Below are 26,072 nucleotides of genomic sequence, written 5' to 3' on the forward strand. Positions count from 1 at the left end.
ACTAATTGATTCATGTTATAATCTTTAAACATAAGGACACTTCTTTCTATTAAAATTTTTGGGGTCAGATACTTAAATTTTAACAGATGGTGTCCTTTTTGTTGTAAAAAAGCATAGCCGGTGGCCCTTTACTTACGTAAAATGCCACCGGCTATTTCTTGTTTAGAGGGAGGTTTTGTCCCAGCCTCTTTTACTTACTGTATTTTTCTGCTTCCTCAATAGCCAGCGGTGTGTAGTGGCGATACACTTGGAAACCGGCCCCAATGCTGCCGATACCGATTAATATAAAAATGGAACCTACTATGTAAGTAGTCATTTCCTGGAATAAAAATAACGAATTTACGCCGAATAAAGCAACAAAAAGACCGAGTGCCATCGATGATTTGCCTGATAGCCATCTCTTTTCCATCGGCATTTTAGTACGGACATATCTTATTTTGTACGTTACGTAGAAAGCAAGTGCTATAATAATCAATATGACTAGAATCGGCATGTAAAAGTCCCCCAAATATGTTAAATTGTCCATTATATTGTAACGCAGAAAGTAAGGGCTGTGCCACAATTTTCAAAAAAATACCGTCTACATAAGTGACCCTAAGAAAGGATGTTTAAAAAGATGAAAGAGCAAATTTTACAGCAAATTAAATCGTACGAAACTATTATTATACATCGCCACGTTCGGCCGGATCCTGATGCATACGGCTCACAATGCGGATTGGCGGCAATAATTCAAGCTTCATTTCCGGAGAAACACGTCTATACGGTAGGGGAAGAAGATGGATCTCTTCACTTCTTAAAGCGGATGGATGTTATAGAAGATAACGTATATAAGGGAGCGCTTGTTATTGTATGCGATACGGCAAACCAAGAGCGTGTAAGCGATCAACGATATACAAATGGAGATATACTCATAAAAATAGATCATCACCCGAATGACGATGCATATGGAGACATAGTCTGGGTAGATACGACTGCGAGTTCGACAAGTGAATTGATTTATGAGTTTTATTTATATGGAAAAGATAAAGGGCTTACGATGACGGATGAGGCTGCCCGTCTGCTTTATGCAGGCATTGTCGGAGATACAGGACGATTTTTATATCCGAGCACAACGGAGAAAACATTCCAATATGCAGGTGATTTGATTAAGTATGATTTCTCAAGAACGACCCTCTATAATGGATTGTATGACTTGGATGAAAATATCGTTCACCTGCAAGGATATGTACTACAAAACTTCGAAGTGACAGCTTCAGGTGCTGCCAGAATGGTTATTAAAAAGGATATTTTGGACAAGTTTAATGCGAAAGCTTCAGATGCGTCCTTATTAGTGAGCACATTAGGTTCGGTGAAGGGAATAAAAGCATGGGTATTCTTCATTGAGGAAGACAATGTCATTCGTGTGCGCCTGCGCTCTAAAGGTCCTGTCATCAATGGGCTGGCTAAACAGTTTAACGGTGGCGGACACCCGCTTGCTTCCGGAGCTTCAGCATATTCATGGGAAGAAGCTGACCGTGTCATGGAGGCATTAGATGAACTTTGTAAGCAATATTAACTGATAAGATGAGGCTGTCCATTTTCGGCAGCCTCCTTTTTATAATCTTTTCACCTTTACTTCAATAAAAATAGTTGAATAAAACATCAGTTCCGTTACTTCAAATGTATACTTCTTTTCGTTCATTTCAATTATTTTATTTTCAATCGTCTTTTTGATCAGAAACTTTCCTTTGTAAACTGTTTCGAGATCTTTCGTGATTAATGAGCTCAAATCTTTGCGTATCGCCTCTTGTGCCTGAAGCACAGATAATAAATCGAGATCATACTGTCTGTAGTTTTCGATTGTAACTTGAATATCTTGTATCGTCATCTTTTTTTCTGCTTCTTCATTAAGAGACTCCGATTCTTTTTCCCAAATGGCAATCTTATCTTTTAAACTGGAGATTTCCTGTTTTTGCTCAATAATGTCTTGTGTTAAATCTTCCTGCATTTTGCTATACATATAGAAGAAAACCAGCCACCCGACAATTGCGCCGATAAGGACACCGGCGAAAAAACGCTGCCAGCCTTTATCTTTAGCTAAAGTAGGGGGTCTCATGAAACATTCTCCTGTGTCAGCCAGCTGATGATGACTGATCCTGTATGAGCACCTGCCAGTGCGGCCAAAATCCATAAAATTTGTTTAATAATATCTCTCGTTTCTCCGTAAAAAATCCCTCTCTCAAAATTGTAGACGGTATCGAATGTTCCTCCGATTGCCGCAACGATAGCCCAGATCCGGAGGCTGTCCGAAAGACGCTGAACCGCAGTAAGAGGAGGCTGATTCGTGAAGAAGGCAGCGATCCCTCCGATAATCGATCCGCCGAGCAAAACACCTAAAGCGATAAAATAGCTATTTAAAAAAGCAGGGAAAAACGCTTCCTTCATTAATTATCATCCCTTGTCCGCATAATTTTGCTTCCAATTTAAATATATGGACAACAATGGATGTATATGCTTTATTGTAAAAACGAACGTATTTTCTTTTTTTATTAAAAGGTTCTATAATAAAGAAAACTTTAACTTGAGCCTGTTTCTGCGGGATAACAACTATAAAAAAGAGTATTTAAGAGAGGGGGATATCGATGGATTTTGTACATCTGCAAGTGCAATCTGCATACAGCTTGTTAGCCAGTACCGTCCGTATAGAGCAATTGGTGGCGGAAGCAAAAGCGAAAGGAATGCGCAGCTTAGCACTCACTGACCGTAACGTGATGTATGGCGCTATTCCATTTTATAAAGCATGTAAACAACAGGGAATCAAACCGATTATCGGTCTTCTGGCGGATGTTTTGCATGGGGAAGAGACTTATCCGATTTTGCTGCTTGCTCGCAACAATAAAGGCTATTCTAATCTGTTGAAAATCAGCAGCAGCATTCAGACAAAGACGAAAGAAGGTTTGCCGTTGAAATGGCTGAAGGGCTACAGTGAAGGGCTATTCGGAATTTCACCCGGAGAGGAAGGAATCGTTGAACGAAAGTTGCTTCGCGGAGAGATTGAAGAAGCAGAGGAAGCGATTCGGATATTCCAAGCTATATTCAGTCAGGAAAACTTCTATCTATCTATACAAAACAATGGAACGAACGAATATGAAAAGCTGGAAGAGCTGGCAAAGCGCGTGAATGCTTCTCTCGTTGCGACAAATTCTGTCTGTTATCTGAAGCCAGAGGATGCAGTTGCATATGAAGTATTGAAAGCTGTAGAGCAAGGTGTGAAAATCTACCATGATTTGAAGGGTGAAAGTGTAAATAAGGAGCGCTACTTGAAAAGCGGTGCGGAAATGGAAATGCTGTTTCCGGACCATCCTGAAGCGCTGCAAAACACGGTAAAGATTGCATCATCCTGTCATATAGAAATAGCGATGCACCAAAACCTACTTCCAAAATATCCGAGCGAAATACCGGCTGAACAGCTGCTTGAACAGATTTGTTTAGAAGGTTTCAAAGAACGGTATGGAACCGGAAATACAGACTTTATGGATCGTTTGCGTTATGAGTTATCCGTGATTAAAAAAATGAATTTCAGTGATTACTTTCTTATTGTATGGGACTTCATGAAATTTGCCAGAAAGGAACGGATATTGACCGGTCCGGGCCGGGGCTCAGCTGCCGGTTCGATGGTTGCTTACGTACTGCGGATTACCGATGTGGACCCTATGGAACATCATTTGCTGTTTGAGCGCTTCTTGAATCCGGAGCGCGTTACGATGCCGGATATCGATATAGATTTTTCGGATATAAGACGTGATGAGGTGATTGCTTATGTAGCTGAGAAATATGGCGAGCTGCATGTCGCACAAATCATTACTTTTGGGACATTTGCCGCAAAGGCTTCGCTCCGTGATACAGGAAGAGTATTCGGCTTGAACACGAAAGAGCTTGATCGCTTGTCGAAAATGGTGCCGCCGCGATTGGGTATTACAATAGAAGAAAGCTTAAAGGAATCACGTTTGCTCAGCCAATATTATAATGAGAGTGAGAAAAACAAGCTGCTCATTGATACAGCGATGGCAATTGAAGGTCTTCCGCGTCATACATCGACTCACGCAGCCGGCGTCGTGATATGCGATACACCTTTAACGGAGACAATCGCTATTCAGGAAGGCCATAATGGCATCCATTTAACGCAATTTCCGATGGAGACGCTTGAAGAGTTAGGTCTTTTGAAAATGGACTTTTTGGGATTGCGTAATCTCTCGTTAATGGAACGGGTTTTAAATGCTGTTAAGAAAACGAACAGCGGTAAAAATTTTGATATTAAACATATTCCGATGCAAGACCCTAAGACATTGGCGATGCTGGGGAAAGGCGATACAAATGGTATTTTCCAATTCGAGTCAGATGGTATGAAAAATGTGCTAAAGCGGCTGAAGCCTGAACGCTTTGATGATTTAGTCACTGTCAATGCTTTATATCGGCCGGGTCCGATGGAGAATATCCCAATCTATATTAAACGGCGCCACGGAGAAGAAGCAGTTCGTTATTTACACCCGGATTTAAAACCAATCTTGGAAAGTACGTACGGAATAATCGTGTACCAAGAGCAAATAATCCAAATCGCTTCTAAGTTTGCCGGCTTCTCTCTAGGTCAGGCCGATTTGCTGCGCCGCGCGGTCTCAAAGAAAAAAGCGAATGTCCTTGAGGAACAGAGAAAGCATTTTGTAGATGGGTGTATAAGACAAGGTTATGAGAACCAGGTCGCGAATAGCATCTATGATTATATTGTTAAGTTCGCCAATTACGGCTTCAATTTAAGTCATGCCGTAGCTTATAGTATGATTGCGTATCAGCTGGCTTATTTAAAGGCGCATTATCCGCAATATTTTATGGCTTCCTTAATGAGCAGCGTCATCGGAAATGATACGAAACTAGCGCAATATGTGCGTGACTTGAAGCGGATGAATATAACCCTTCTGCCTCCGTCCATCAATAAAAGTGGGTATGCTTTCCAATCGGAAGTGTCTGGCATACGATACAGTCTGGCGGCGATTAAAGGCGTCGGTGGTGTGGCTGTAAAAGATATTATGCAAGCCCGCAATCTTGAGCGTTTTAAAGATTTGTTCGATTTTTGTTTGCGTACTTCTGCTAAGGCGATTAACCGTAAAACTTTAGAAGCGCTCGTTTATTCAGGTGCCTTTGATGAATGGGGCGAAGATCGGGCAACGTTGCTCGCCAGTCTTGACGTAGCGATAGATTTTGCAGACATCGCGTCTGCTGATGCGGATCTGTTTCATAACAGCGAGTTTAATTTAACGCCTAAGTACGTCGAAACGGAACCGATTCCTCTTGAAATGAAACTTCAATACGAAAAAGAAGTGCTCGGTTTATATTTATCCAGTCACCCGATTGCTTCTTATAAGCAGCTTTTTGCCGAATTTGCCGCTCAGCAGCTATATCAGGCTATTGAAGAGAAAGACGGAAAATTTGCTTTTGGCGTGTATGTCACTGAAATGAAGACGATTCGCACCAAAAAGGGAGAAGTGATGGCTTTTATTAAAATCGCTGATGAAAGCGATGAGATGGAGGCTGTGGCTTTTCCGAATGTATACAGGCAATATGGTGTCCATTTACAAAAAGGAAATATTCTTTTTGTCCAAGGACATTCTGAAACGAGAAACGGCAAGAAGCAATTCATCATTCAAGAAGTCTTCACAATTGAACAGCTGCATTCGATAAAGGAGCAATGGAAGCAGACTATTTATATTAGAGTGACCAAATCAATGCATACAAAGGAGCATTACGGGCAAATTAAAAGTTTGTTGCATAAATATCCTGGTAATGTAAGAGTTAAAATGTTCTTTGAACAAACGAATAAGGCTGTGCTGATGCCGATGAGGAATTGGGTCAATCCATCTCCTGTCTTTTTGCAATCCATGAGAAAACTGGTTGGTGAAATAAATTTGATTATTAAGAATATTTAGTCTTTACTTCGCGTTAAGATGTGTTATAGTGTTATATAACTGAAGTGAAAAAAAGACTCAGACAGATTATTTCAGGTACGTTATTTTTTCCTTTTTTAATTATTTTAAGGAGTGGAAGTTAGTGACATTGAGAGAACAAGCTTTACACATGCATCGAATTAACAAGGGGAAATTAGAGACAGTTTCAAAAGTGGAAGTTAAGACAGTGAGAGATTTGAGTTTAGCTTATTCTCCAGGCGTAGCCGAGCCATGCAAGGATATTTTTGAAGCACCTGAGATGGTCTATGAGTATACAATGAAGGGCAATACTGTAGCCGTTGTTTCCGATGGTACAGCTGTCCTTGGCCTGGGGAATATCGGTCCGGAAGCTTCTCTTCCTGTCATGGAAGGTAAAGCGGTGCTATTTAAAAGTTTTGCCGGAGTAGATGCCTTTCCAATCTGCTTGAATACAACGGATGTTGATAAGATTGTCGAGACAGTCAAACTGCTTGAACCGACTTTTGGCGGAATCAATTTAGAGGATATTGCAGCTCCTAACTGCTTTGCGATTGAAGAAAGACTGAAAAGAGAAATGGATATCCCTGTTTTTCATGATGATCAGCATGGAACAGCAATAGTAACTGTTGCGGGACTAATTAATGCACTGAAGCTTGCCGGAAAATCTTTCTCGGACATTAAGGTAGTGACGAATGGTGCCGGTGCCGCTGGAATCGCTGTTGTCAAACTGCTTATTGAATACGGAGTTCGTGAAATTATTATGTGCGATTCTAAAGGAGCCATTTATGAAGGGCGTCCGACAGGGATGAACGAGATTAAAGAACAGATGGCGAAAGTGACGAATCACAATAAAGTCTCTGGGAATTTAAGTGAAGTTATCAGCGGTGCAGACGTGTTTATAGGTGTATCTGTTGCTGGCGGATTGTCAGTTGAGAATCTAGGCCGGATGAGTCCGAACCCGATTATTTTTGCAATGGCTAATCCGACCCCGGAAATAATGCCGGATGAAGCAAAGGCTGCCGGGGCACTAGTGATTGGAACAGGAAGATCAGATTTTCCGAACCAAGTAAACAATGTATTGGCTTTCCCGGGAATATTTCGCGGCGCACTAGACGTGAGGGCAACTCAGATTAATGAAGCAATGAAGATGGCCGCGGTTGAATCGATTGTTGATTTGATAAAGCCGGAAGAGTTAACTGCTGACTATGTCATTCCCGGACCGTTTGATCCGCGTGTTGCTCCTGCTGTTGCTTCAGCTGTTGCAAAAGCCGCAATGGAAAGCGGTGTAGCGAGAATTAAAGTAGAGCCGGAAAGTGTAAAGAATAAGACAATTCAAATGACTGGCCTTCGTCCGTAAATAGTACGTTGATTAATAGGTGAAAGATTAAGCAAAAGTGCATTTAATTAATGATTGGTTAGACAGTCATAGTTAATTGCGCTTTTTTTTTAGGCTCATTATCCTTTGTTGTTGATTTTTGCAATTTTTATTTGTTGATTGGAACGAAGGGCGGCGACTCCTGTGGGGGAAGCATGTGGGCGCGTGCGGGCAGATTCCACATTTCAACGTCTTATCGATTGGAGGTTGCCGAAGGGCAAGAGGTGTTGGGCGCTAGAGCTAGACGTCGATACACTTTTTTTACGTATAAACGATATAGATTTTTATAATTTCTAAAATACATGGAAAGCGTCCGCCCGCAGTGGAAATCAACAGTAGCATTTAACATAGCCTTTTTAAAAGGCTTTTTATTTGAGGATACTGTTGTGGCAAAATTACCGGTTATGTATGAAAAAATTGGTTTGGAATATAATGGAAAGGTGTTATACTAGTTTAACATAGACTAATGTTCATCTTTTTGGGAAAGAAATACATTAGTCAGGATACATAGAGAAAAACAGAGATTATGAAACATCTTTCGTATTCATTCGTAAATAGAGATTAGGGAAAAAAGCAAAGATAAAGGGGGATTCCTCTTGATAAAAGAGCTCTTTCAAAAATCGAAAAAGAAGAAATATGCAACAGTTCCATCTGAACGCGAGCGTCAAAATGTTCCGGAAGGTATTATGACTAAATGTCCAAAATGTAAAAAAATTGTTTATACAAAAGACTTGAATAAAAATTTGAACGTTTGTGCATTTTGTTCCCATCATTATAAAATGACAGCTCATGAACGGATCAACAGCATAATTGATGAAGGCTCATTCTATGAATATGACAAAGACATGATTTCTATCAACCCGTTGAATTTCCCGGATTATGAATCAAAAGTTGAAGCTGACAGGAAGAAGACCGGCATAAATGAAGCCATCGTAACCGGAAAAGGTAAGGTTAACGGAATCGACATTGTTATTGCGGTAATGGATTCTAATTTCAGGATGGCAAGTATGGGTTCTGCAGTTGGAGAGAAGATTGCGCGGGCCGTGGAAAGAGCCCGAGAAGATAAAGTTCCGTTTATAATATTTACCGCTTCCGGTGGAGCGCGTATGCAGGAAGGTATTTTAAGTTTGATGCAGATGGCGAAAACAAGTATTGCTCTTCAGCAGTTTGGTGAGGAGGGGGGATTGTTCATATCAGTGATGACGCATCCGACGACAGGCGGCGTTTCAGCTAGCTTTGCTTCTTTAGGTGATTACAATTTGGCCGAGCCTGGTGCGCTAATTGGATTTGCTGGTCGCAGTGTTATTGAGCAGACCATTCGTCAGGAGCTGCCGGAAGATTTTCAAACCGCTGAATTTTTAATAAAGCATGGCCAGTTGGATGCGGTCGTTTCAAGATTGGATATGAAAGAAAAACTAACGACAATTTTAAAAATACATAAGCAAGGTGGTGATTTGGAATGGTTGCAAGTCTAGAGTTTGAGCGCCCGATTATTGAACTCAGAAATAAGCTGGATGAATTAATAAGATTAACTGCAGAAGCGAATGTTGATTTGACAGCAGAAATTGAAAGTCTTGAAATGAGGCTGCAAAAACTCGAAAATGAAATTTATGAAAATCTGAAACCTTGGGACCGTGTCCAGATTGCCCGTCATCCATCGAGACCGACAACGCTCGATTATATCTCATATTTATTTACTGATTTCTTTGAATGCCACGGAGACCGCTTATATGGTGATGATGAGGCTATTGTAGGAGGTATCGCTTTCTATAAAGGGTTACCCGTAACCGTAATCGGTCATCAAAGAGGAAAAGATACGAAAGAAAATATTCGTCGCAATTTCGGAATGCCTCATCCTGAAGGGTACCGTAAAGCGTTAAGACTAATGAAGCAGGCTGAAAAATTTAATCGTCCTGTTATATGCTTTATTGATACAAAAGGGGCATATCCCGGCAAAACAGCTGAGGAACGCGGCCAAAGCGAGGCAATTGCCCGAAACCTATTTGAAATGTCTGGCTTAAAAGTGCCGATTGTTTGTATAGTCATCGGTGAAGGTGGAAGCGGAGGCGCACTAGGTTTGGGGATCGGTGATAAGCTCCTCATGCTTGAAAACTCTACTTACTCGGTGATTTCTCCTGAAGGATGTGCAACCATACTCTGGAAGGATTCATCGAAAGCGAAACAGGCAGCTGAAAGCATGAGAATTACAGCACAGGATTTAAAAGAGTTGAATGTAATCGATGATATTATCGAAGAAGTGAAAGGCGGAGCGCATCGCAGCGCCATGGAGCAGTCACAGTATATTGATCGGCACCTGCAAAAGACTCTTGCTGAATTAATGAAGCTTGAAACGTCAAATTTACTGGCGAGCAGATATAATAAGTATCGTATGATTGGAAAGTTTGCTTTTACGCAAACGGAGGTTGAAGTAAGGTAATGACTCATGGGGCTATTCTAAAAAGTGATGAAAATCGCTTTTAGAATGCCTCTTTATTTTTGGTTTAATTTGAATTGTATGAATACAGTGGGTTAAAATGGAATAATATACATAAATAATGATAGTTTTTTAAAATTTTATATACTGTGAATAAAATATGTTAAATGTTTCACATATAGTCTTTACGAAACGTTTAAAGTCATTTAGAATGTATAGTCGAAAGAGAAGGGCTAATTATAAAAATTCTTCTTAACAAAATATTTATAATGTGTAATCTGCTTTCATAAAACTTTACGTTGTTACAAAGGATAAGCTTATACGATTTATTGTTTCCTTTAACTTTTTAGGATGATTGGAACCGTTTCGTACATAATAGCTAATGAAATTTATCCGCTTATTCCTACAAAAGAATTTGTATATAGAGGTGAATGTGATGAAGAGAATTGGTGTTTTAACAAGTGGTGGAGATGCTCCAGGAATGAATGCTGCTGTACGTGCAGTTACTCGTAAAGCAATTTACCACGGTTTGGAAGTATATGGTATTTATCACGGTTATCAAGGTTTGATGGAAGGCGATATAAAACGACTTGAACTTGGTTCAGTTGGGGATATTATTCAACGCGGAGGAACAACTTTATTCTCTGCTCGTTGCCCAGAGTTCAAAACTAGAGAAGGTCAACTTCAAGGGATTGAACAGTTAAAAAAACACGGAATCGATGCTCTAGTTGTAATTGGCGGAGATGGCTCATACATGGGGGCAAAAGCTCTGACAGAACACGGATTCCCTTGCATTGGCGTACCTGGAACAATTGATAATGATATTCCAGGCACAGAGTTCACGATTGGTTTCGATACAGCTTTAAATACAGTTATTGATGCAATTGATAAAATTCGCGATACAGCTACATCTCATGAAAGAACGTATGTTATTGAAGTTATGGGACGAAATGCCGGCGATATCGCTCTTTGGGCAGGTCTTTCAGGCGGTGCGGAAACAATTATGATTCCGGAGGAGGATCACGATATCGAGGATGTTGTTGCCAAATTAAAACGCGGTCATGAACGCGGCAAAAAGCACAGCATCATCGTCGTTGCTGAAGGTGTAGGCAGCGGTGTTGAAATCGGCAAAAAGATTGAAGAAATGACTTCATTTGATACTCGTGTAACAGTTCTAGGTCACGTTCAACGTGGCGGTTCTCCTACAGCAGCTGACCGTGTATTGGCTAGTCGCTTAGGGGCAAAAGCAGTAGAACTTTTACTTGAAGGAAAAGGTGGAAGAGCAGTAGGTATTGAAAAGAACGAGCTAGTCGATTACGATATCATTGAGGCTCTTGGAAGACCGCACAAAATTGATGATAAGATGTATCAATTATCACAAGAATTATCTATTTAATTTTATTGTTATTTGAAATACAAAAAGGAGGCTATTTAGCCAAATGCGTAAAACGAAGATTGTATGTACGATTGGTCCTGCAAGTGAATCTTTAGAAAAACTTTCAAGCTTAATGGAAGCTGGCATGAACGTATGCCGTTTAAATTTCTCTCATGGTAGTCATGAAGAGCATGCTGCTCGAATTAAAACAATTCGCGAAGCTTCAGAAAAAACTGGTAAAAAAGTAGCGATTCTTCTTGATACAAAAGGTCCGGAGATCCGTACTAACGATATGGAAAACGGTGCTGTTGAACTAAAAACGGGTGCTAACATCATCATTTCAACAACTGAAGTATTAGGAACTGCTGAGAAGTTCTCTATTACATATGGCGAGTTAATCAACGATGTTGAAGTTGGATCTCGCATCCTTCTAGACGATGGCTTAGTTGGTCTTGAGGTAACAAAGCTTGACAAAGAAAAAGGAGAAATTCATACAGTTGTACTGAATGACGGCATCCTAAAAAATAAAAAAGGTGTAAACGTTCCTGGCGTTTCTGTTAACCTTCCTGGTATCACAGAAAAAGACCGCGAAGATATCCTGTTCGGTATTGAACAAAACGTTGATTTTGTTGCTGCTTCTTTCGTTCGCCGCGCTTCTGACGTATTGGAAATTCGCGAACTGTTAGATAACAATGGCGGTAAACACATTAACATTATTCCTAAAATTGAAAACCAAGAAGGCGTAGATAACATCGACGATATTCTTGAAGTTTCTGAAGGATTAATGGTTGCTCGTGGTGACCTAGGGGTAGAGATTCCTGCAGAAGAAGTACCTTTAGTACAAAAACAATTGATTAAAAAATGTAACGCATTAGGTAAGCCTGTTATTACAGCTACTCAAATGCTTGATTCTATGCAACGCAACCCTCGACCTACTCGTGCGGAAGCTTCTGACGTTGCCAATGCGATCTTTGATGGAACAGATGCAATTATGCTTTCTGGTGAGACAGCTGCAGGTTCTTACCCTGTCGAAGCGGTTCAAACAATGCATAACATCGCATCTCGCACTGAATCTGCATTGAACCATAAAGAATTGATTTCTAAACGCAGCAAAGACAGCGAGCACACAATTACAGACGCTATCGGACAATCTGTTGCTTACACTACTTTAAACCTAGATGCTAACGCAATCATCACTCCGACTGAATCTGGCTACACTGCTCGTATGATTTCTAAATATCGTCCAAAAGCGCCAATCGTTGCAATTACTTCTGATGAAAAAGTAGCGCGCCGTTTAGCTCTTGTATGGGGTGTTAAACCTTTAGTAGGACCAAGAACAAACTCTACAGATGAAATGCTTGATAATGCAGTACAACAAAGCATTAACTCTGGTGTAGTTAACTACGGCGATACTGTAGTTATCACAGCAGGTGTTCCGGTTTCTGAAGTAGGTACAACTAACATGATGAAAATTCAAGTGCTTGGGAACACAATTCTAAAAGCACAAGGAATCGGCCGCAAAAAAACTATGGGTAAAGTAGTAATTGCGAAAAATGCTCAAGAAGCAAATGAAAAAGTACAACAAGGAGACATTCTTGTAACGCTTGGCTCTGACAAAGACATGATGCCTGCTATCGAGAAGTGTGGAGCACTTATTACAGTAGAAGGCGGTTTAACTAGCCATGCTGCTGTTGTGGGTGTAAACCTTGGTATTCCTGTAATCGTAGGCGCTCACGATGCGATGACAGCTCTTAAAGAAGGTCAAACAGTAAGTGTTGACGCACAACGCGGCATCATCACAGACGGCAAATCTAACGTATTATAAGAAAAGCGGAAGCTGCCCGTTTAGCCCCGACCTGCATAAGCCGAATCACGCAGGAAATTGTAAGATTTCTGGAGTGATTTGGCTTATGACCTCGAGGGGCTGGCCGCTGCAGCTAGACATATAGAAAAACTGTCACCGGTCCTTTTTCATCAAGAATATACTGCTTTTGAATTTACATCGATGAAAAAGGAGCCATGCGGCAGGACTAAGACAGCCACGCCGTGAAACCAGCTCATGGTTTCACAGAGGGGATGGCTTAGGACCTAGCGTGGCAGGTGTAAGGTTAGACATATAGAAAAACCGTCACGGTTATGAAAAAAGAAGGCAAAAATGCCTTCTTTTTTCATTAGGAGAAAATGCAATTAAATGTATAATATAATTAGACAGGCGGAGGTGATTGTTTTGAAATATTTCCTTTGGCTTTTTATAGTTTTGCCGGCATGTGAACTAGGAGTGCTTTTATGGTCGGGCAGAACGTTTGGCGTACTGGCTACGGTAGCGATGATTATCTTAACCGGGATTGGCGGAGCCTATTTAGCGAAGTACCAAGGGTTATTGACGGTAAGAAAAGTTCAGGAACAATTAAACAGAGGCATTATGCCTGGAGAAGAAATGGTGAATGGAGTATGTATTTTACTGGGAGGCTTGCTGTTGATTTCTCCCGGTTTTATTACTGATTTATTAGGCCTTCTATTACTGCTCCCATTTACGAGAAACTTCATAAAACCTATCATTAAAAGAACGCTCTATAAAAGAGCGCAACGCAACACAATTACTATCATCGGATAATATTGTTAATGAAATTAATATAGTGAAATGAAGATTAGAACTGTTCCGGCTGCAAAAGCAATCTTGAGATATTCTCAGAGGGGTGCCTTGCTGACTAAGAACAGTTCCTTTCTTTTTTACTTCCTTAAGAGTATGCACTTCATAAAAAAGGACCGGTGCCGGTTTTTATTACACTATAAGAAAACATAAATCGGCAACGAGGGAAGAATCGACGTAGTCGCCAATTTTAAGTCTATAGTATAAGTGCAACTAGACCTTTGCCTGCGCCTTATCAGGCTTGCCAAAGGCAAGTTTTCTTTATCCTTTTATAAAATCCCATATATCGCGAAAGACATTGCTGTTATGCAGCGCGGTTAATATAACTAAAGCGATTGGGCCGGCTATTAATCCAAGAAAACCGAATAATTTGTAACCGACGAAGAGAGAGATGAGTGTAGCAAGCGGATCAATACCAATGCTTGATGACAATACTTTCGGTTCCATGATTTGTCTTTGAATTATGACTATGACATATAAAATGGATAGTGCAATTGCCTGGCTGTATTCCCCGGTCACTATTTCATAGATAATCCACGGCACAAAAACTGTCCCGCTTCCCAAGTAAGGAAGCAAATCAAGCAATCCGGTCAATAAAGCAATTGTAATAGCATATTCAACCCGAAGGATTAAAAGGCCGGCTAAAACTAGGATTGTAGTAAACATGACTAAAGTGAACTGTGCTTTCAGAAAGCCGAAAAAAGCTTTCTTTAAATCAATTAATACATAGCCGATACTGACCTTTACTTTTCCGGGAATGGATTTACTGAAAAACAGCCGGATTTTATTCCAATCATTGCTTATGAAAAAGGTAGCGAGAATAGAAAAGACGATAACCGTAGCAGCGTTTGGAAACCATCCAATAAATTTAGGTATCTTCTGAAAAAAGTCTTGAATGAAGTTACCGAGCGAAGTCGTTAGCGCCGTTCCGATATTTTGGATGTTCTCTAAGATGGTCGTTTGTTGTTCTTGATCGAGCGAGCTGAATAAGGCGGATACTCTTTCAATAAAGGGCATAACGGTAAACATAATGAAGTTCTCGCCAATAGTGAGGAATGTACCTAATTGTTCGGGCAGATGATGGCTTAAATAGTTGGCGCCTGCGATAATCTCTGTAATTAAAAGCGTAATTATTCCGGCGAAAGCAGAAAATATACTGAACAACGCTATAATAACAGCCAATGCGCGTGGAAGTTTGGCTTTTATCTGCAAAAATTGAACTAGAGGATTGATTAAATAAGCTAGTCCAAAAGCGATGATGAAGGGATATGCATATTTGGCGAGCAAGGTTAAGGCAGCCGTCAATCCTATGAGTATCGCAAGGACATAGAAAGCACGGATGAATCGATGTAGGTAGATTGGGTTCAAAGAGTGTCCCTCCTTCTCTTCTTGTGTGAATACCAAAAGAACTATATGCAATAAATTACATATTAATCCTTATATGAATATGATATTAAATTGCGAAATAGAGCAGAAAAGAGGAAACAACATGTTATTTTTATTATTATTGCTGACTATAGCCCTTATTGCGAAGAATAATTCGTTATTAGTAGCAGTCGGCTTTTTACTTATCGTTAAGGTGCTTGGCCTTGGAGATAAAGTATTGCCCTTTATTCAGGGAAAAGGTATTAATATCGGAGTGACAATCATTACTATTGCTGTACTAGTTCCGATTGCTACAGGAGCGATCGGGTTCAAAGATTTATATGAAGCACTTAAGTCACCTTATGCATGGATTGCGCTTGCATCCGGAATTGCAGTTGCTCTAATCGCTAAAAACGGAGTCACTTTGCTAGAAAGTGACCCTCACATTACGGTAGCTTTAGTAATCGGTACTGTGTTAGCCGTTGCTTTGTTTAAAGGTGTGGCAGTTGGCCCGCTGATCGGTGCGGGAATCGCATACATGGCTATGAAATTTTTCGAGTTATTTTGACATTAAACTACGAAAAATTCTTCTGAACGTATCAAAAAATAGGATGATTTCGTCATTTTTTTGAATGATATAAAAATAAAATTTAAAACCCCAAAACCTAATGGTTATGGGGTTTTGTTCACACTTTTTTCACTTTCTTTCCACGGTTGTAATATTATTTTTCTATAAATTTAGTAGCTTTTGATTTTCAAAAATATAATTATTGTTTATAATAAACTCGAAAGCGTGATTCTTTATTATATTATTAATTTTAAGAATAGTAGGTCTTGTTGACGAAAATGTGAATGAGAGAAAGCTTTCGTTTTTGAATATTTACATGATAGCGTTAACACTATATCAAACTCATAATGACTATCGGGATATATGTCGGAGTTAAGTATAGCGCTTTCAAAAGGCGAAGTTTATCTTCGCAACATAAATAAACGGATAACAATCCGTATACTCCAGAACGTTCGTTGATCAAAAGGTCATATGGGTAAGGGGAAATTATTCATTTAAAGGAGAGATTCTAAATGACAGTAACAAAAGGTCTCGAGGGGATTGTAGCTACAACTTCATCTATCAGTTCAATTATTGATGACACATTAACTTATGTAGGCTATAACATTGATGATTTAGCGGAAAATGCAACTTTTGAAGAAGTAATCTATTTATTATGGCACCGTAGATTGCCTAATAAAGTAGAATTAGAAGACTTAACTTCTCAAATTGCTAACAATATGGAGATTCCACAAGCAATTATTGATCACTTTAAAATGTATGACATAAAAACAGTGCATCCAATGGCTGCATTGCGTACGGCTATTTCTTTCTTAGGTTTATACGATGAAGAAGCTGAAGTGATGGAAAGCGATGCAAACTACCGTAAAGCAATCCGTATCCAAGCTAAAATCCCAACAATCGTAACAGCTTTCTCAAGAATCCGTAAAGGTTTAGAGCCTGTTGCACCACGTAAAGATTTGAACTTTGCTGCTAACTTCTTATACATGTTAAGTGGTGAAGAGCCATCTGAAATCGCTATCGAAGCATTCAACAAAGCATTAGTACTTCATGCTGACCATGAGTTGAACGCATCTACATTCACTGCTCGTGTATGTGTAGCGACACTTTCTGATGTATATTCAGGTGTTACATCTGCAATCGGCGCTCTTAAAGGTCCTTTACACGGAGGAGCTAACGAAGCGGTAATGAAAATGTTATCTGAAATCGGTTCATTAGAAAACGTTGAGCCTTATATCAACGGTAAACTAGCTAACAAAGAAAAAATTATGGGCTTCGGACACCGCGTATACCGTAATGGTGACCCACGTGCGAAACACTTGAAAGCAATGTCTAAAAAATTGACTACGTTAACTGGTCAACCTGAGTACTATGAAATGTCTGTAAAAATCGAAGAGTTGGTAACTTCTAAGAAACCATTACCGCCAAACGTTGATTTCTACTCAGCATCTGTATATCACAGCTTAGGTATCGACCACGATTTATTCACGCCGATCTTCGCTGTAAGCCGTGCATCAGGCTGGTTAGCTCATATTCTTGAGCAATATGACAACAACCGTCTAATCCGTCCACGTGCTGAATATACAGGTCCTGGCATGCAAACATATGTACCAGTTGAGGAAAGATAAGTTAAAATTTTTCTCAAAATAAACAATTTGTAGTAAATTATAAATATAGAGAAAAAGGTTAGAGGTTGGTTTTCATAACAACCTACTAACCTTTGATATTGAAATTGGAGGGAATTAGTATGAGTCAGGGTGAAAAAATCACAGTTCAAAATGGAGTTCTTCAAGTTCCAAACAATCCAGTCGTACCATTCATTGAAGGCGATGGAATCGGTCCTGATATTTGGGCAGCGGCTGTACGTGTATTAGACGCAGCAGTAGAAAAAGCTTACAATGGCGAAAAGAAAATCGCTTGGAGAGAAGTACTTGCTGGGGAAAAAGCTTTCAACCAAACTGGCGAATGGCTTCCACAAGAAACTCTTGATGTAATTAACGAATACTTAATCGCAATCAAAGGGCCTCTTACTACACCAATCGGCGGAGGAATTCGTTCATTAAACGTTGCTCTTCGTCAACAATTAGATTTATTTGTATGCTTACGTCCAGTACGTTACTTCGAAGGTGTACCTTCACCGGTTAAACGCCCAGAAGATACTGACATGGTAATCTTCCGTGAAAACACTGAAGATATTTATGCTGGTATCGAGTATGCACAAGGTTCTGATGAAGCTAAAAAGCTAATCGACTTCCTACAAACTGAATTTGGCGTAAACAAAATCCGCTTCCCAGAAACTTCTGGTATCGGAATTAAACCAATTTCTGAAGAAGGTACAAAACGCCTTGTACGTGCTGCACTTAACTATGCAATTAAAGAAGGCCGTAAATCTTTAACATTGGTTCACAAAGGTAACATCATGAAATTCACTGAAGGTGCATTCAAAAACTGGGGCTATGAAGTTGCAGAACAAGAATTCGCTGATAAAGTGTTCACTTGGAACCAATACGACAAAATCAAAGAAGCTGAAGGCACAGAAGCTGCTAACAAAGCACAGGCTGCTGCAGAAGCTGAAGGCAAAATCATCGTAAAAGATTCAATCGCTGATATCTTCTTACAACAAATCTTAACTCGTCCTAAAGAGTTTGATGTAGTAGCAACAATGAACCTTAACGGTGACTACATCTCTGATGCGCTTGCTGCACAAGTTGGCGGTATCGGTATCGCTCCAGGGGCAAACATTAACTACGTAACTGGACATGCTATTTTCGAAGCTACTCACGGTACAGCTCCTAAATATGCAGGTTTAGATAAAGTTAACCCATCATCAGTATTGCTTTCTGGTGTGTTATTGCTTGAGCACCTTGGCTGGAACGAAGCAGCTGACTTAATCACTAAATCAGTTGAGCAAACAATTGCTTCTAAAGTTGTAACTTATGACTTCGCTCGTCTAATGGATGGAGCAAAAGAAGTGAAATGTTCCGAATTTGCTGATGAATTAATCAAAAACTTAGGTTAATATAGTATGTAGAAGAGGTTGTGATTCGCAACCTCTTTTTACATATTCTTTGGTAAGGAGAGGGTGGCTAAAATGACTCGTAAAAAAGTATCTGTCATCGGCGGTGGATTCACTGGAGCAACGACCGCATTTCTATTAGCGCAAAAAGAACTGAGTGATGTAGTATTGGTTGACATTCAGCCAATGGAAAATCCGACAAAGGGTAAAGCGCTTGATATGATGGAAGCTAGTCCGGTACAGGGGTTTGATGTGAAAATAACAGGCACTTCTAATTATGAAGATACAAAAGACTCGGATATCGTCATAATTACTGCCGGAATGGCACGCAAACCTGGAATGAGCCGAGATGATTTAGTCCAAACTAACCAAAAAATCGTTAAATCTATTACGCAAGAGATTGTGAAATATTCCCCAAACTGCATCATCCTTATTTTAACTAATCCGGTTGATGCCATGACTTACACAGTATTGAAAGAATCCGGTTTTCCTAAAGAACGTGTCATCGGTCAATCCGGCGTATTGGATACTGCGCGATTCCGCACATTCATTGCTGAAGAGCTTAATGTATCGGCCAAAGATATTAGCGCATTTGTGCTGGGGGGACACGGTGATGATATGGTGCCTCTGGTAAGATATTCGTACGTTGGAGGCATTCCGCTAAGTTCACTCATTCCTCTGGAGCGTTTAGAGGCAATTGTTGAGCGTACTCGTAAAGGTGGAGCCGAAATCGTCAACCTTTTAGGAAACGGCAGCGCCTATTATGCACCTGCTGCTTCATTAGTTGAGATGACAGAGGCAATTTTGAAAGATCAGCGCCGCATTCTTCCTTCAATAGCTTATCTTGAAGGGGAGTATGGTTTTCGTGACTTATGCTTAGGTGTTCCGGTTATACTTGGGGCCGGCGGAGCTGAGGAAATTGTTGAATTGGAATTGACAGCAGATGAACAAACCGCTCTGACTAAGTCGGCTGATTCAGTCCGTAATGTAATGAAGATATTAGCTTGAAATGCGAATATAGCTACTGAGAAAAACCGGGGACAGGATCCTTGGTTTTTTTTATTTGAAAAAAAACTTCTTTTTCATCGCAGTGTTTAAAGTAGTACATTTATGGTGAAAAGGACTGGTGCTGGTTTTTCTGAAAAGCTAGGAAAGCATATATTTTTTGAACGAAGATGGCTGTCTAACCTTATACCTGCCATGCTCGGAGGCCTACAGGATGTAGGTCATATCGGCGTTGCCACAGGACGTGGCGTTCTTAGCCGATGCTCCTTTTTTCACCACGCCCAATAAACCAAAACCGGATTTATTGTGCGGTTTTTCTTAGTCCTTGTCTAGCTGCAGCGGCCAGCCCCGACCAGCATTTCAGTTCCCGCTTGGCTCCTTTTTCATTGAAGTGAATTCAAGATGCAGATTCAAAAATGAAAAAGGACCGCTGACGGTTTTTCTATTTTAGTTGTGGAATTTTAATGTTTCTATTACGATAAGGGTAGTAAAGATGATTTACAGGCTCTTACGGTTTTTGGGGGAATAAGATTTTCAGGAGGGCAAAATGTCGAAAAAAGTTCTGGTAGTTGATGATGAGCAATCCATTCTTACGTTGCTTCAATACAATCTTGAACAAGCGGGTTATGAAGTCATTACTGCTGTTGATGGGGAAGAAGCGCTACATCTTGCTGAGATGGAAGAACCGGATTTGATGGTTTTGGACTTGATGCTTCCTAAGGTAGATGGAGTAGAAGTATGCAAATTAATCAGACAAAGAAAAATGGATATTCCGATTATTATGCTTACTGCAAAAGATGATGAGCTTGATAAAATTTTAGGACTGGAACTTGGGGCTGATGACTATATGACAAAGCCATTTAGTCCAAGGGAATTGCTCGCTCGCGTTAAAGCAATATTAAGACGTTCTAATGTAATAAAACAAAGCAATGATTGGGAAGAGGAAAGTGAAGAAACGATTACAATAGCAGAATTGGTTATTTATCCTCAAAAATATGAAATATATTTCCAAAAAGAAAAATTGGAACTTACACCGAAAGAATTTGAGTTGCTTTTGTACTTGGCAAGATATAAAGGAAGAGTACATACACGCGATCAACTTTTAAGCTCTGTATGGAATTATGATTTTGCAGGGGATACAAGAATTGTAGATGTTCATATTAGCCATTTGCGTGACAAAATCGAGCAGGATACTAGAAAGCCGAAATACATTAAAACAATCAGAGGACTTGGCTACAAATTAGAGGAGCCAAAGGATGCATGATGAAATTTCGTTCTAAGCTGCTGCTGGCAATTGTTTCGCTTATTGCCTTTGTAGTGACTTTACTTTCTGTTTTGCTCGTAACATTATTTGAACGGCATAATTATAAAAATTTTAAAGACGAACAAGAAAAACAGGTTGCCAGCATAGCTGCCTATGTCGAGCATCATGGTGGGGTAACGGCATTTGCAGAAAGCGGACAAGTTTCCAGTTTGGAGATGACCGGATCAAGTGTCGCGATAGTTACTGCTAATGGCGAAATCTTGTTTATGGACAATCCTCCGGAAGTGCTATCCATAGATAGGCATGAGGCTAATTTGACAGAATTGGCTGAAGCGCATACGGAAGAAATGAAGAAGGTTGATGGTGGGTTAAATCTTTATTATTTTCCTGTAACGGTAATCGGGAGTGACAGTGAAATTGAAGGTAGCGTCATATTAACATCTGAACTTCAAGATATAAAGCATTTAGATGATAATGCATGGTATTTAATTGTTGCGACCATTGGATTCTCTTTAGCAATCATTGTCATCATTACGAATAAAATTGCAACCCGATTCACAAAGCCGATTGAAGCGGCTACAAATACAGCGATTGAACTTGCGAAAGGAAACTTTAAAGCAAGAACGTATGAAGACCCTTCCGAGGAAACAAGATTGCTGAGTTCTTCTATTAATGTGCTTGCACGTAACTTACAAGAAATGGAAATTTCTCAAGAAACACAGCAGCATAGACTGCTTACATTAATTGAAAATATCGGCAGTGGGGTATTGCTGATTGACAGTAAAGGTTATATTACGTTAATGAATAAAACGTATAAGCAGTTGTTCAATGTATCTTCTAACGATTATTTGTATCACCTGTATTATGAAGTGCTGCAATATGAGGATGTCTCTCATTTAATAGAAGAAATTTTTATCACTGAGAAAAGCGTCAAAAAGCAGCTGGTGTTATCACAGCAAATCGAAAGAAAACATTTCGAGGTATATGGTGCGCCAATCATAGGAAATGTTGATGAGTGGAAAGGGATTGTTCTCGTATTCCATGACATTACTGAATTGAAAAGACTTGAACAGATGCGTCAAGACTTCGTTGCGAATGTGTCCCATGAATTGCGGACACCGATTACATCGGTAAAAGGTTTTTCAGAAACATTGCTTGATGGCGATTTGAAAAATGAGAAGATCATTAGAGATTTCCTGACGATTATACTGAAGGAAAGCGAAAGAATGCAGGCTCTCATTCAGGAGCTTCTTGAGCTGTCAAAAATTGAAAATCAAGAATTTAAGCTATCGCTGACAAAGGTAGACTTGAATAACATTGTCAGTGAAACAGAGAAAATGTTTAACCGAAAGGCGGAGAAGAAAGGGATCGATTTGCGACTGGAGCTATGTGATGATCCTGTCATCATTGATGCCGATCCTTACCGCTTAAAGCAAATCTTTATTAATTTAATCAGCAATGCGATCAACTACACACCGACGAATGGAAAAGTCGATGTCTTCGTTTCTCAAAATGAAAAATATGCTTTTGTTGAAGTGAAGGATACAGGAGTTGGCATTGAGAAAAGCGAAATTCCACGTATTTTTGAACGATTTTACCGGGTGGATCGTGCGAGAAGCCGTAATTCCGGTGGAACAGGTCTCGGTTTGGCAATCGTCAAGCATTTAGTGGAAGCGCATAAAGGCTATATCACGGTTGAAAGCGAGAGAGGCAAAGGCACTTCCTTTATTGTAAGGTTAAGAAAAAGAAGGAAATAGCACGAATTTACACAAATATAATATAACGTTAATTCTGCCTTTACATTCATTGGTTATACTAATCATTGAAAACCGCTTTAACCAAGAGCCAAGATAAAGCAAGGACTACCCCGTCCTTGCTTTTTCGCTTTTTACAATAAGATAAGTATAAATAAAAGAGGTGAATTGAAGTAGCAAAATCATGTTAAAAAAGGACCAGTGACGGTTTTTCTCATAGGTTTTTCTTTGAAGAAGAGAACATGATAAAATAGAACATAATAAGTGTGTTTATTATCGCTATTTGACGAATTACATAGAGGACACTGCTCGAGGAGGAAAAATAGTTGAAAAAGAAATTAATGCTGATAGACGGAAATAGTATTGCCTATCGTGCTTTTTTTGCCTTGCCGTTATTGAATAATGATAAAGGTATTCATACAAATGCGATTTACGGCTTCACGATGATGCTTTCTAAAATGATTGAAGAAGAAAAGCCAACGCATATATTAGTAGCATTTGATGCTGGCAAAACGACGTTCAGACATGAAACTTTTAAAGAATATAAAGGTGGCCGTCAAAAAACGCCGCCAGAATTGTCAGAGCAGTTTCCGTTTATTCGCGAATTGATTGATGCATACGGTATTCAGCGTTATGAACTGCCTAATTATGAGGCGGATGATATTATCGGTACGCTATCACTACAAGCGGAACAAGAGGGCTTTGAAGTGAAAATTATTTCTGGAGATAAAGATTTAACGCAGCTAGCTTCAGAGCATGTCACAGTCGGAATTACACGTAAAGGCATTACCGATATCGAAAATTACACGCCGGAGCATATTCAGGAGAAGTATGGCTTAACGCCGCTGCAAATTATCGACATGAAGGGATTAATGGGCGATACATCCGATAATATCCCAGGCATACCGGGAGTAGGCGAAAAAACAGCGCTGAAATTGCTGCATGAATTTAATTCAGTCGAGAATGTTTTAGATTCTGTGGACGAAGTAAGCGGTAAAAAGTTGAAGGAAAAGCTGATTGAGCATAAAGACTTAGCTCTCATTTCAAAGCAACTAGCGACGATTACGAGAGAAGCCCCGGTTGATATTAAAATTGAAGACATCAGCTTTGAAGGTACAGATCAAAATAAGCTGATCCATTTGTACAAGGAATTAGGCTTCCAATCATTGCTAGATAAAATGGATGCTGTCAGCACCGAAGAAGAGGATATTTCTTTTGATGAAGTGACTTTTGAAACAGTCACTGACATTACAGAGGATCTGTTTGCAGACGATAATAGTTTCTATGTCGAAATTATCGAAGACAACTACCAGCATGCCGATATATTAGGTTTTGCTGTTAGTAACGGGAAAGGCACGTATTATTTCTCATATGAAACGGCTATCTCATCAGATGTATTTAAAAAATGGGCGGAAGATGAATCAAGCAAGAAGTATGTGTTTGATGCAAAAAGATCGATTGTTGCGCTTCATAAAAGAGGCATTGAATTGAAGGGAATCGAATTTGATCTTCTAATCGCTTCTTATGTATTAAACCCTGCCGACCAAGGTGAGGATTTAGCTGCGATGGTCAATAAAGTGCTTGGAACATCTGTTCAGTCAGATGAGGCTTTTTACGGCAAAGGAGCAAAAAGGGCGGTTCCTGGAGAAGACGCTCTATCTCAACATTTGGCGAACAAAGCTCTAACTCTTTATGAAGTGAAAGATCAAATGGTAAAAGATCTGGAAGCAAATGAACAGCTGAAGCTTGTTGATGATTTGGAGTTGCCTTTATCGCTCATTTTAGCGGAAATGGAAATCAAAGGTGTCAAAGTTGAGCGTGAAACATTACAAAAAATGCAAGAAGAGATGGCTATTAAGCTAACGCAAATCGAAAAAGAAATTTATGAACTTGCCGGAGAGGCATTCAATATTAATTCTCCGAAGCAATTAGGTGTTATTTTATTTGAGAAGCTGAATTTGCCGGTCATTAAGAAAACGAAAACCGGTTATTCTACTTCAGCAGATGTTCTTGAAAAGCTAGAAAGCCGTCACGAAATCATCGAGAAAATTTTGGAATACCGTCAACTTGGCAAGCTGCAGTCGACTTATATTGAAGGTTTGCTGAAAGTGATTGAGCCGGAAACAGGAAAAATCCATACCCGCTTTAATCAAGCGTTAACGCAAACTGGCAGATTGAGTTCCACGGACCCTAACTTACAAAACATTCCGATTCGCCTAGAGGAAGGACGTAAAATCAGACAAGCATTTGTACCGTCTCAGCCAGGCTGGTCGATTTTTGCAGCCGATTATTCACAAATCGAATTGCGCGTGCTAGCACATATTGCTCAAGATTCAGGTTTAATCGAAGCTTTCCGTGAGGATATGGATATTCACACAAAAACAGCAAGTGATGTGTTTGGTGTCCCGCCGGAAGAAGTGACTTCTTTAATGAGAAGACATGCGAAAGCGGTCAACTTCGGTATCGTTTACGGAATCAGCGATTATGGATTATCTCAAAGCCTTGGTATCACAAGAAAAGAAGCGGCTCAATTCATTGATAAGTATTTAGCGAGCTTCCCTGGTGTAAAAGAATATATGTCTGAAATCGTCAGAGAAGCGAAAGAGAAAGGCTACGTTACAACTTTATTGCATCGTCGCCGTTATTTACCGGATATCACAAGCCGCAACTTCAATTTGCGCAGCTTTGCTGAACGTACAGCGATGAATACACCAATTCAAGGAAGCGCAGCAGATATTATTAAGCTTGCGATGATTAACATGAGCGAGCGTCTTAAGAAAGAAAATCTTCAAGCAAAGCTTCTTCTTCAAGTGCACGATGAATTGATCTTTGAAGTTCCACCGGAAGAGATTGAGATTTTGGAAAGAATCGTACCGGAAGAAATGGAGAATGCAATTACTCTTGAAATACCGCTTAAAGTTGATTATTCATATGGTCCGACATGGTATGACGCGAAATAATACAGAACAAAGGACCGGTGCCGGTTTTGCTTAGATAAATATGTATCTTTGTATTTAGATAACTGTCTAACCTTACACCTGTCATGCTCGGTCCTAAGCCGTTTCGAACAAGAAACCAAAGTCGGGTTTCTTGTCGCCCCGTCTTAGTCTTGCCGCATGACTCCTTTTTGATTTGCAAAAGTTATGTATGATGGGGTAAGTATAAGGCTGAGTTACACATTAAAAAGGTGCATAAAACAAATAAAATGTACCCTATAGAGTAGACACTTTAAAAAAAGGTCTACCTATGGGGTACATTTTTTATATAATGAAACAAACATCAAAGAAATACTGGGGAAATTATGAGTAAAAA

Annotated in this window: 19 protein-coding genes; 15 read left to right on the forward strand and 4 right to left on the reverse strand. The window is 39.8% G+C overall.

The window, feature by feature from the left end:
• Positions 1-190: 190 nt before the first annotated feature.
• Positions 191-493 (reverse strand): YtpI family protein, encoded by a 303-nt coding sequence (locus IEO70_RS14910; RefSeq protein WP_190999174.1) that lies wholly within the window; start codon positions 491-493, stop codon positions 191-193.
• Between the two features lie 123 nt (positions 494-616).
• Between IEO70_RS14910 and IEO70_RS14915 the strand changes: the two genes are divergently transcribed.
• Positions 617-1,555 carry a DHH family phosphoesterase gene (locus IEO70_RS14915; protein WP_206711608.1) on the forward strand — a complete coding sequence of 313 codons (939 nt, stop codon included), beginning with the start codon at positions 617-619 and terminating at the stop codon, positions 1,553-1,555.
• A 39-nt stretch (positions 1,556-1,594) separates the two neighbouring features.
• On the opposite strand, the gene ytrI is transcribed toward IEO70_RS14915, so the two are convergent.
• The gene (gene ytrI, locus IEO70_RS14920; RefSeq protein WP_190999176.1) at positions 1,595-2,095 is read right to left on the reverse strand and encodes a sporulation membrane protein YtrI; all 501 of its coding nucleotides are present in this window, start codon (positions 2,093-2,095) and stop codon (positions 1,595-1,597) included.
• Positions 2,092-2,424, reverse strand: a complete 333-nt coding sequence (locus IEO70_RS14925) for a YtrH family sporulation protein (RefSeq protein ID WP_190999177.1) — start codon at positions 2,422-2,424, stop codon at positions 2,092-2,094. Before IEO70_RS14925 ends, ytrI begins: the two co-directional genes overlap by 4 nt.
• A gap of 197 nt (positions 2,425-2,621) precedes the next feature.
• On the opposite strand from IEO70_RS14925, the gene dnaE reads away from it, so the two are divergent.
• From dnaE to IEO70_RS14960, 7 genes are all read left to right on the forward strand, one after another.
• Positions 2,622-5,957 carry a DNA polymerase III subunit alpha gene (gene dnaE / locus IEO70_RS14930; RefSeq protein ID WP_190999178.1) on the forward strand — a complete coding sequence of 1,112 codons (3,336 nt, stop codon included), beginning with the start codon at positions 2,622-2,624 and terminating at the stop codon, positions 5,955-5,957.
• Positions 5,958-6,078: 121 nt separating this feature from the next.
• Complete coding sequence (locus IEO70_RS14935; protein WP_190999179.1) at positions 6,079-7,311, forward strand: NAD(P)-dependent malic enzyme; 1,233 nt, start codon at positions 6,079-6,081, stop codon at positions 7,309-7,311.
• Between the two features lie 614 nt (positions 7,312-7,925).
• The gene (accD, locus tag IEO70_RS14940) at positions 7,926-8,804 is read left to right on the forward strand and encodes an acetyl-CoA carboxylase, carboxyltransferase subunit beta (protein WP_190999180.1); all 879 of its coding nucleotides are present in this window, start codon (positions 7,926-7,928) and stop codon (positions 8,802-8,804) included.
• The gene (gene accA, locus IEO70_RS14945) at positions 8,789-9,766 is read left to right on the forward strand and encodes an acetyl-CoA carboxylase carboxyl transferase subunit alpha (protein WP_190999181.1); all 978 of its coding nucleotides are present in this window, start codon (positions 8,789-8,791) and stop codon (positions 9,764-9,766) included. The genes accD and accA overlap by 16 nt, the downstream gene beginning before the upstream one ends.
• Positions 9,767-10,199: 433 nt before the next feature.
• Positions 10,200-11,159 carry a 6-phosphofructokinase gene (gene pfkA, locus IEO70_RS14950; RefSeq protein ID WP_190999182.1) on the forward strand — a complete coding sequence of 320 codons (960 nt, stop codon included), beginning with the start codon at positions 10,200-10,202 and terminating at the stop codon, positions 11,157-11,159.
• A gap of 43 nt (positions 11,160-11,202) precedes the next feature.
• Positions 11,203-12,963 (forward strand): pyruvate kinase, encoded by a 1,761-nt coding sequence (pyk, locus tag IEO70_RS14955; RefSeq protein WP_190999183.1) that lies wholly within the window; start codon positions 11,203-11,205, stop codon positions 12,961-12,963.
• Between the two features lie 366 nt (positions 12,964-13,329).
• Entirely contained in the window at positions 13,330-13,752 is a 423-nt protein-coding gene (locus IEO70_RS14960; protein WP_328820939.1) for an FxsA family protein, read from the forward strand.
• Between the two features lie 297 nt (positions 13,753-14,049).
• On the opposite strand, the gene ytvI is transcribed toward IEO70_RS14960, so the two are convergent.
• Entirely contained in the window at positions 14,050-15,156 is a 1,107-nt protein-coding gene (gene ytvI, locus IEO70_RS14965; RefSeq protein ID WP_190999184.1) for a sporulation integral membrane protein YtvI, read from the reverse strand.
• Positions 15,157-15,277: 121 nt separating this feature from the next.
• Between ytvI and IEO70_RS14970 the strand changes: the two genes are divergently transcribed.
• The 7 genes from IEO70_RS14970 (at position 15,278) to polA (ending at position 25,720) form a co-directional block, all read left to right on the forward strand.
• Complete coding sequence (locus IEO70_RS14970; RefSeq protein WP_190999185.1) at positions 15,278-15,721, forward strand: DUF441 domain-containing protein; 444 nt, start codon at positions 15,278-15,280, stop codon at positions 15,719-15,721.
• Between the two features lie 512 nt (positions 15,722-16,233).
• Positions 16,234-17,349 (forward strand): citrate synthase, encoded by a 1,116-nt coding sequence (citZ, locus tag IEO70_RS14975; protein WP_190999186.1) that lies wholly within the window; start codon positions 16,234-16,236, stop codon positions 17,347-17,349.
• Positions 17,350-17,468: 119 nt separating this feature from the next.
• Positions 17,469-18,740 (forward strand): NADP-dependent isocitrate dehydrogenase, encoded by a 1,272-nt coding sequence (icd, locus tag IEO70_RS14980; RefSeq protein ID WP_190999187.1) that lies wholly within the window; start codon positions 17,469-17,471, stop codon positions 18,738-18,740.
• 72 nt (positions 18,741-18,812) lie between these two features.
• On the forward strand, positions 18,813-19,745 hold the full coding sequence (gene mdh, locus IEO70_RS14985) for a malate dehydrogenase (protein ID WP_190999188.1): 933 nt from the start codon (positions 18,813-18,815) through the stop codon (positions 19,743-19,745).
• Between the two features lie 544 nt (positions 19,746-20,289).
• A complete protein-coding gene (locus IEO70_RS14990; RefSeq protein WP_190999189.1) occupies positions 20,290-21,006 on the forward strand; it encodes a response regulator transcription factor in 717 nt (238 codons plus the stop codon).
• A complete protein-coding gene (gene pnpS, locus IEO70_RS14995) occupies positions 21,003-22,763 on the forward strand; it encodes a two-component system histidine kinase PnpS (RefSeq protein ID WP_190999190.1) in 1,761 nt (586 codons plus the stop codon). Before IEO70_RS14990 ends, pnpS begins: the two co-directional genes overlap by 4 nt.
• A gap of 323 nt (positions 22,764-23,086) precedes the next feature.
• A complete protein-coding gene (gene polA / locus IEO70_RS15000) occupies positions 23,087-25,720 on the forward strand; it encodes a DNA polymerase I (protein WP_190999191.1) in 2,634 nt (877 codons plus the stop codon).
• The last annotated feature ends 352 nt before the right edge of the window (positions 25,721-26,072 follow it).

This window comes from Peribacillus faecalis (assembly GCF_014712675.1).
GTDB lineage: Bacteria > Bacillota > Bacilli > Bacillales > DSM-1321 > Bacillus_AD > Bacillus_AD faecalis.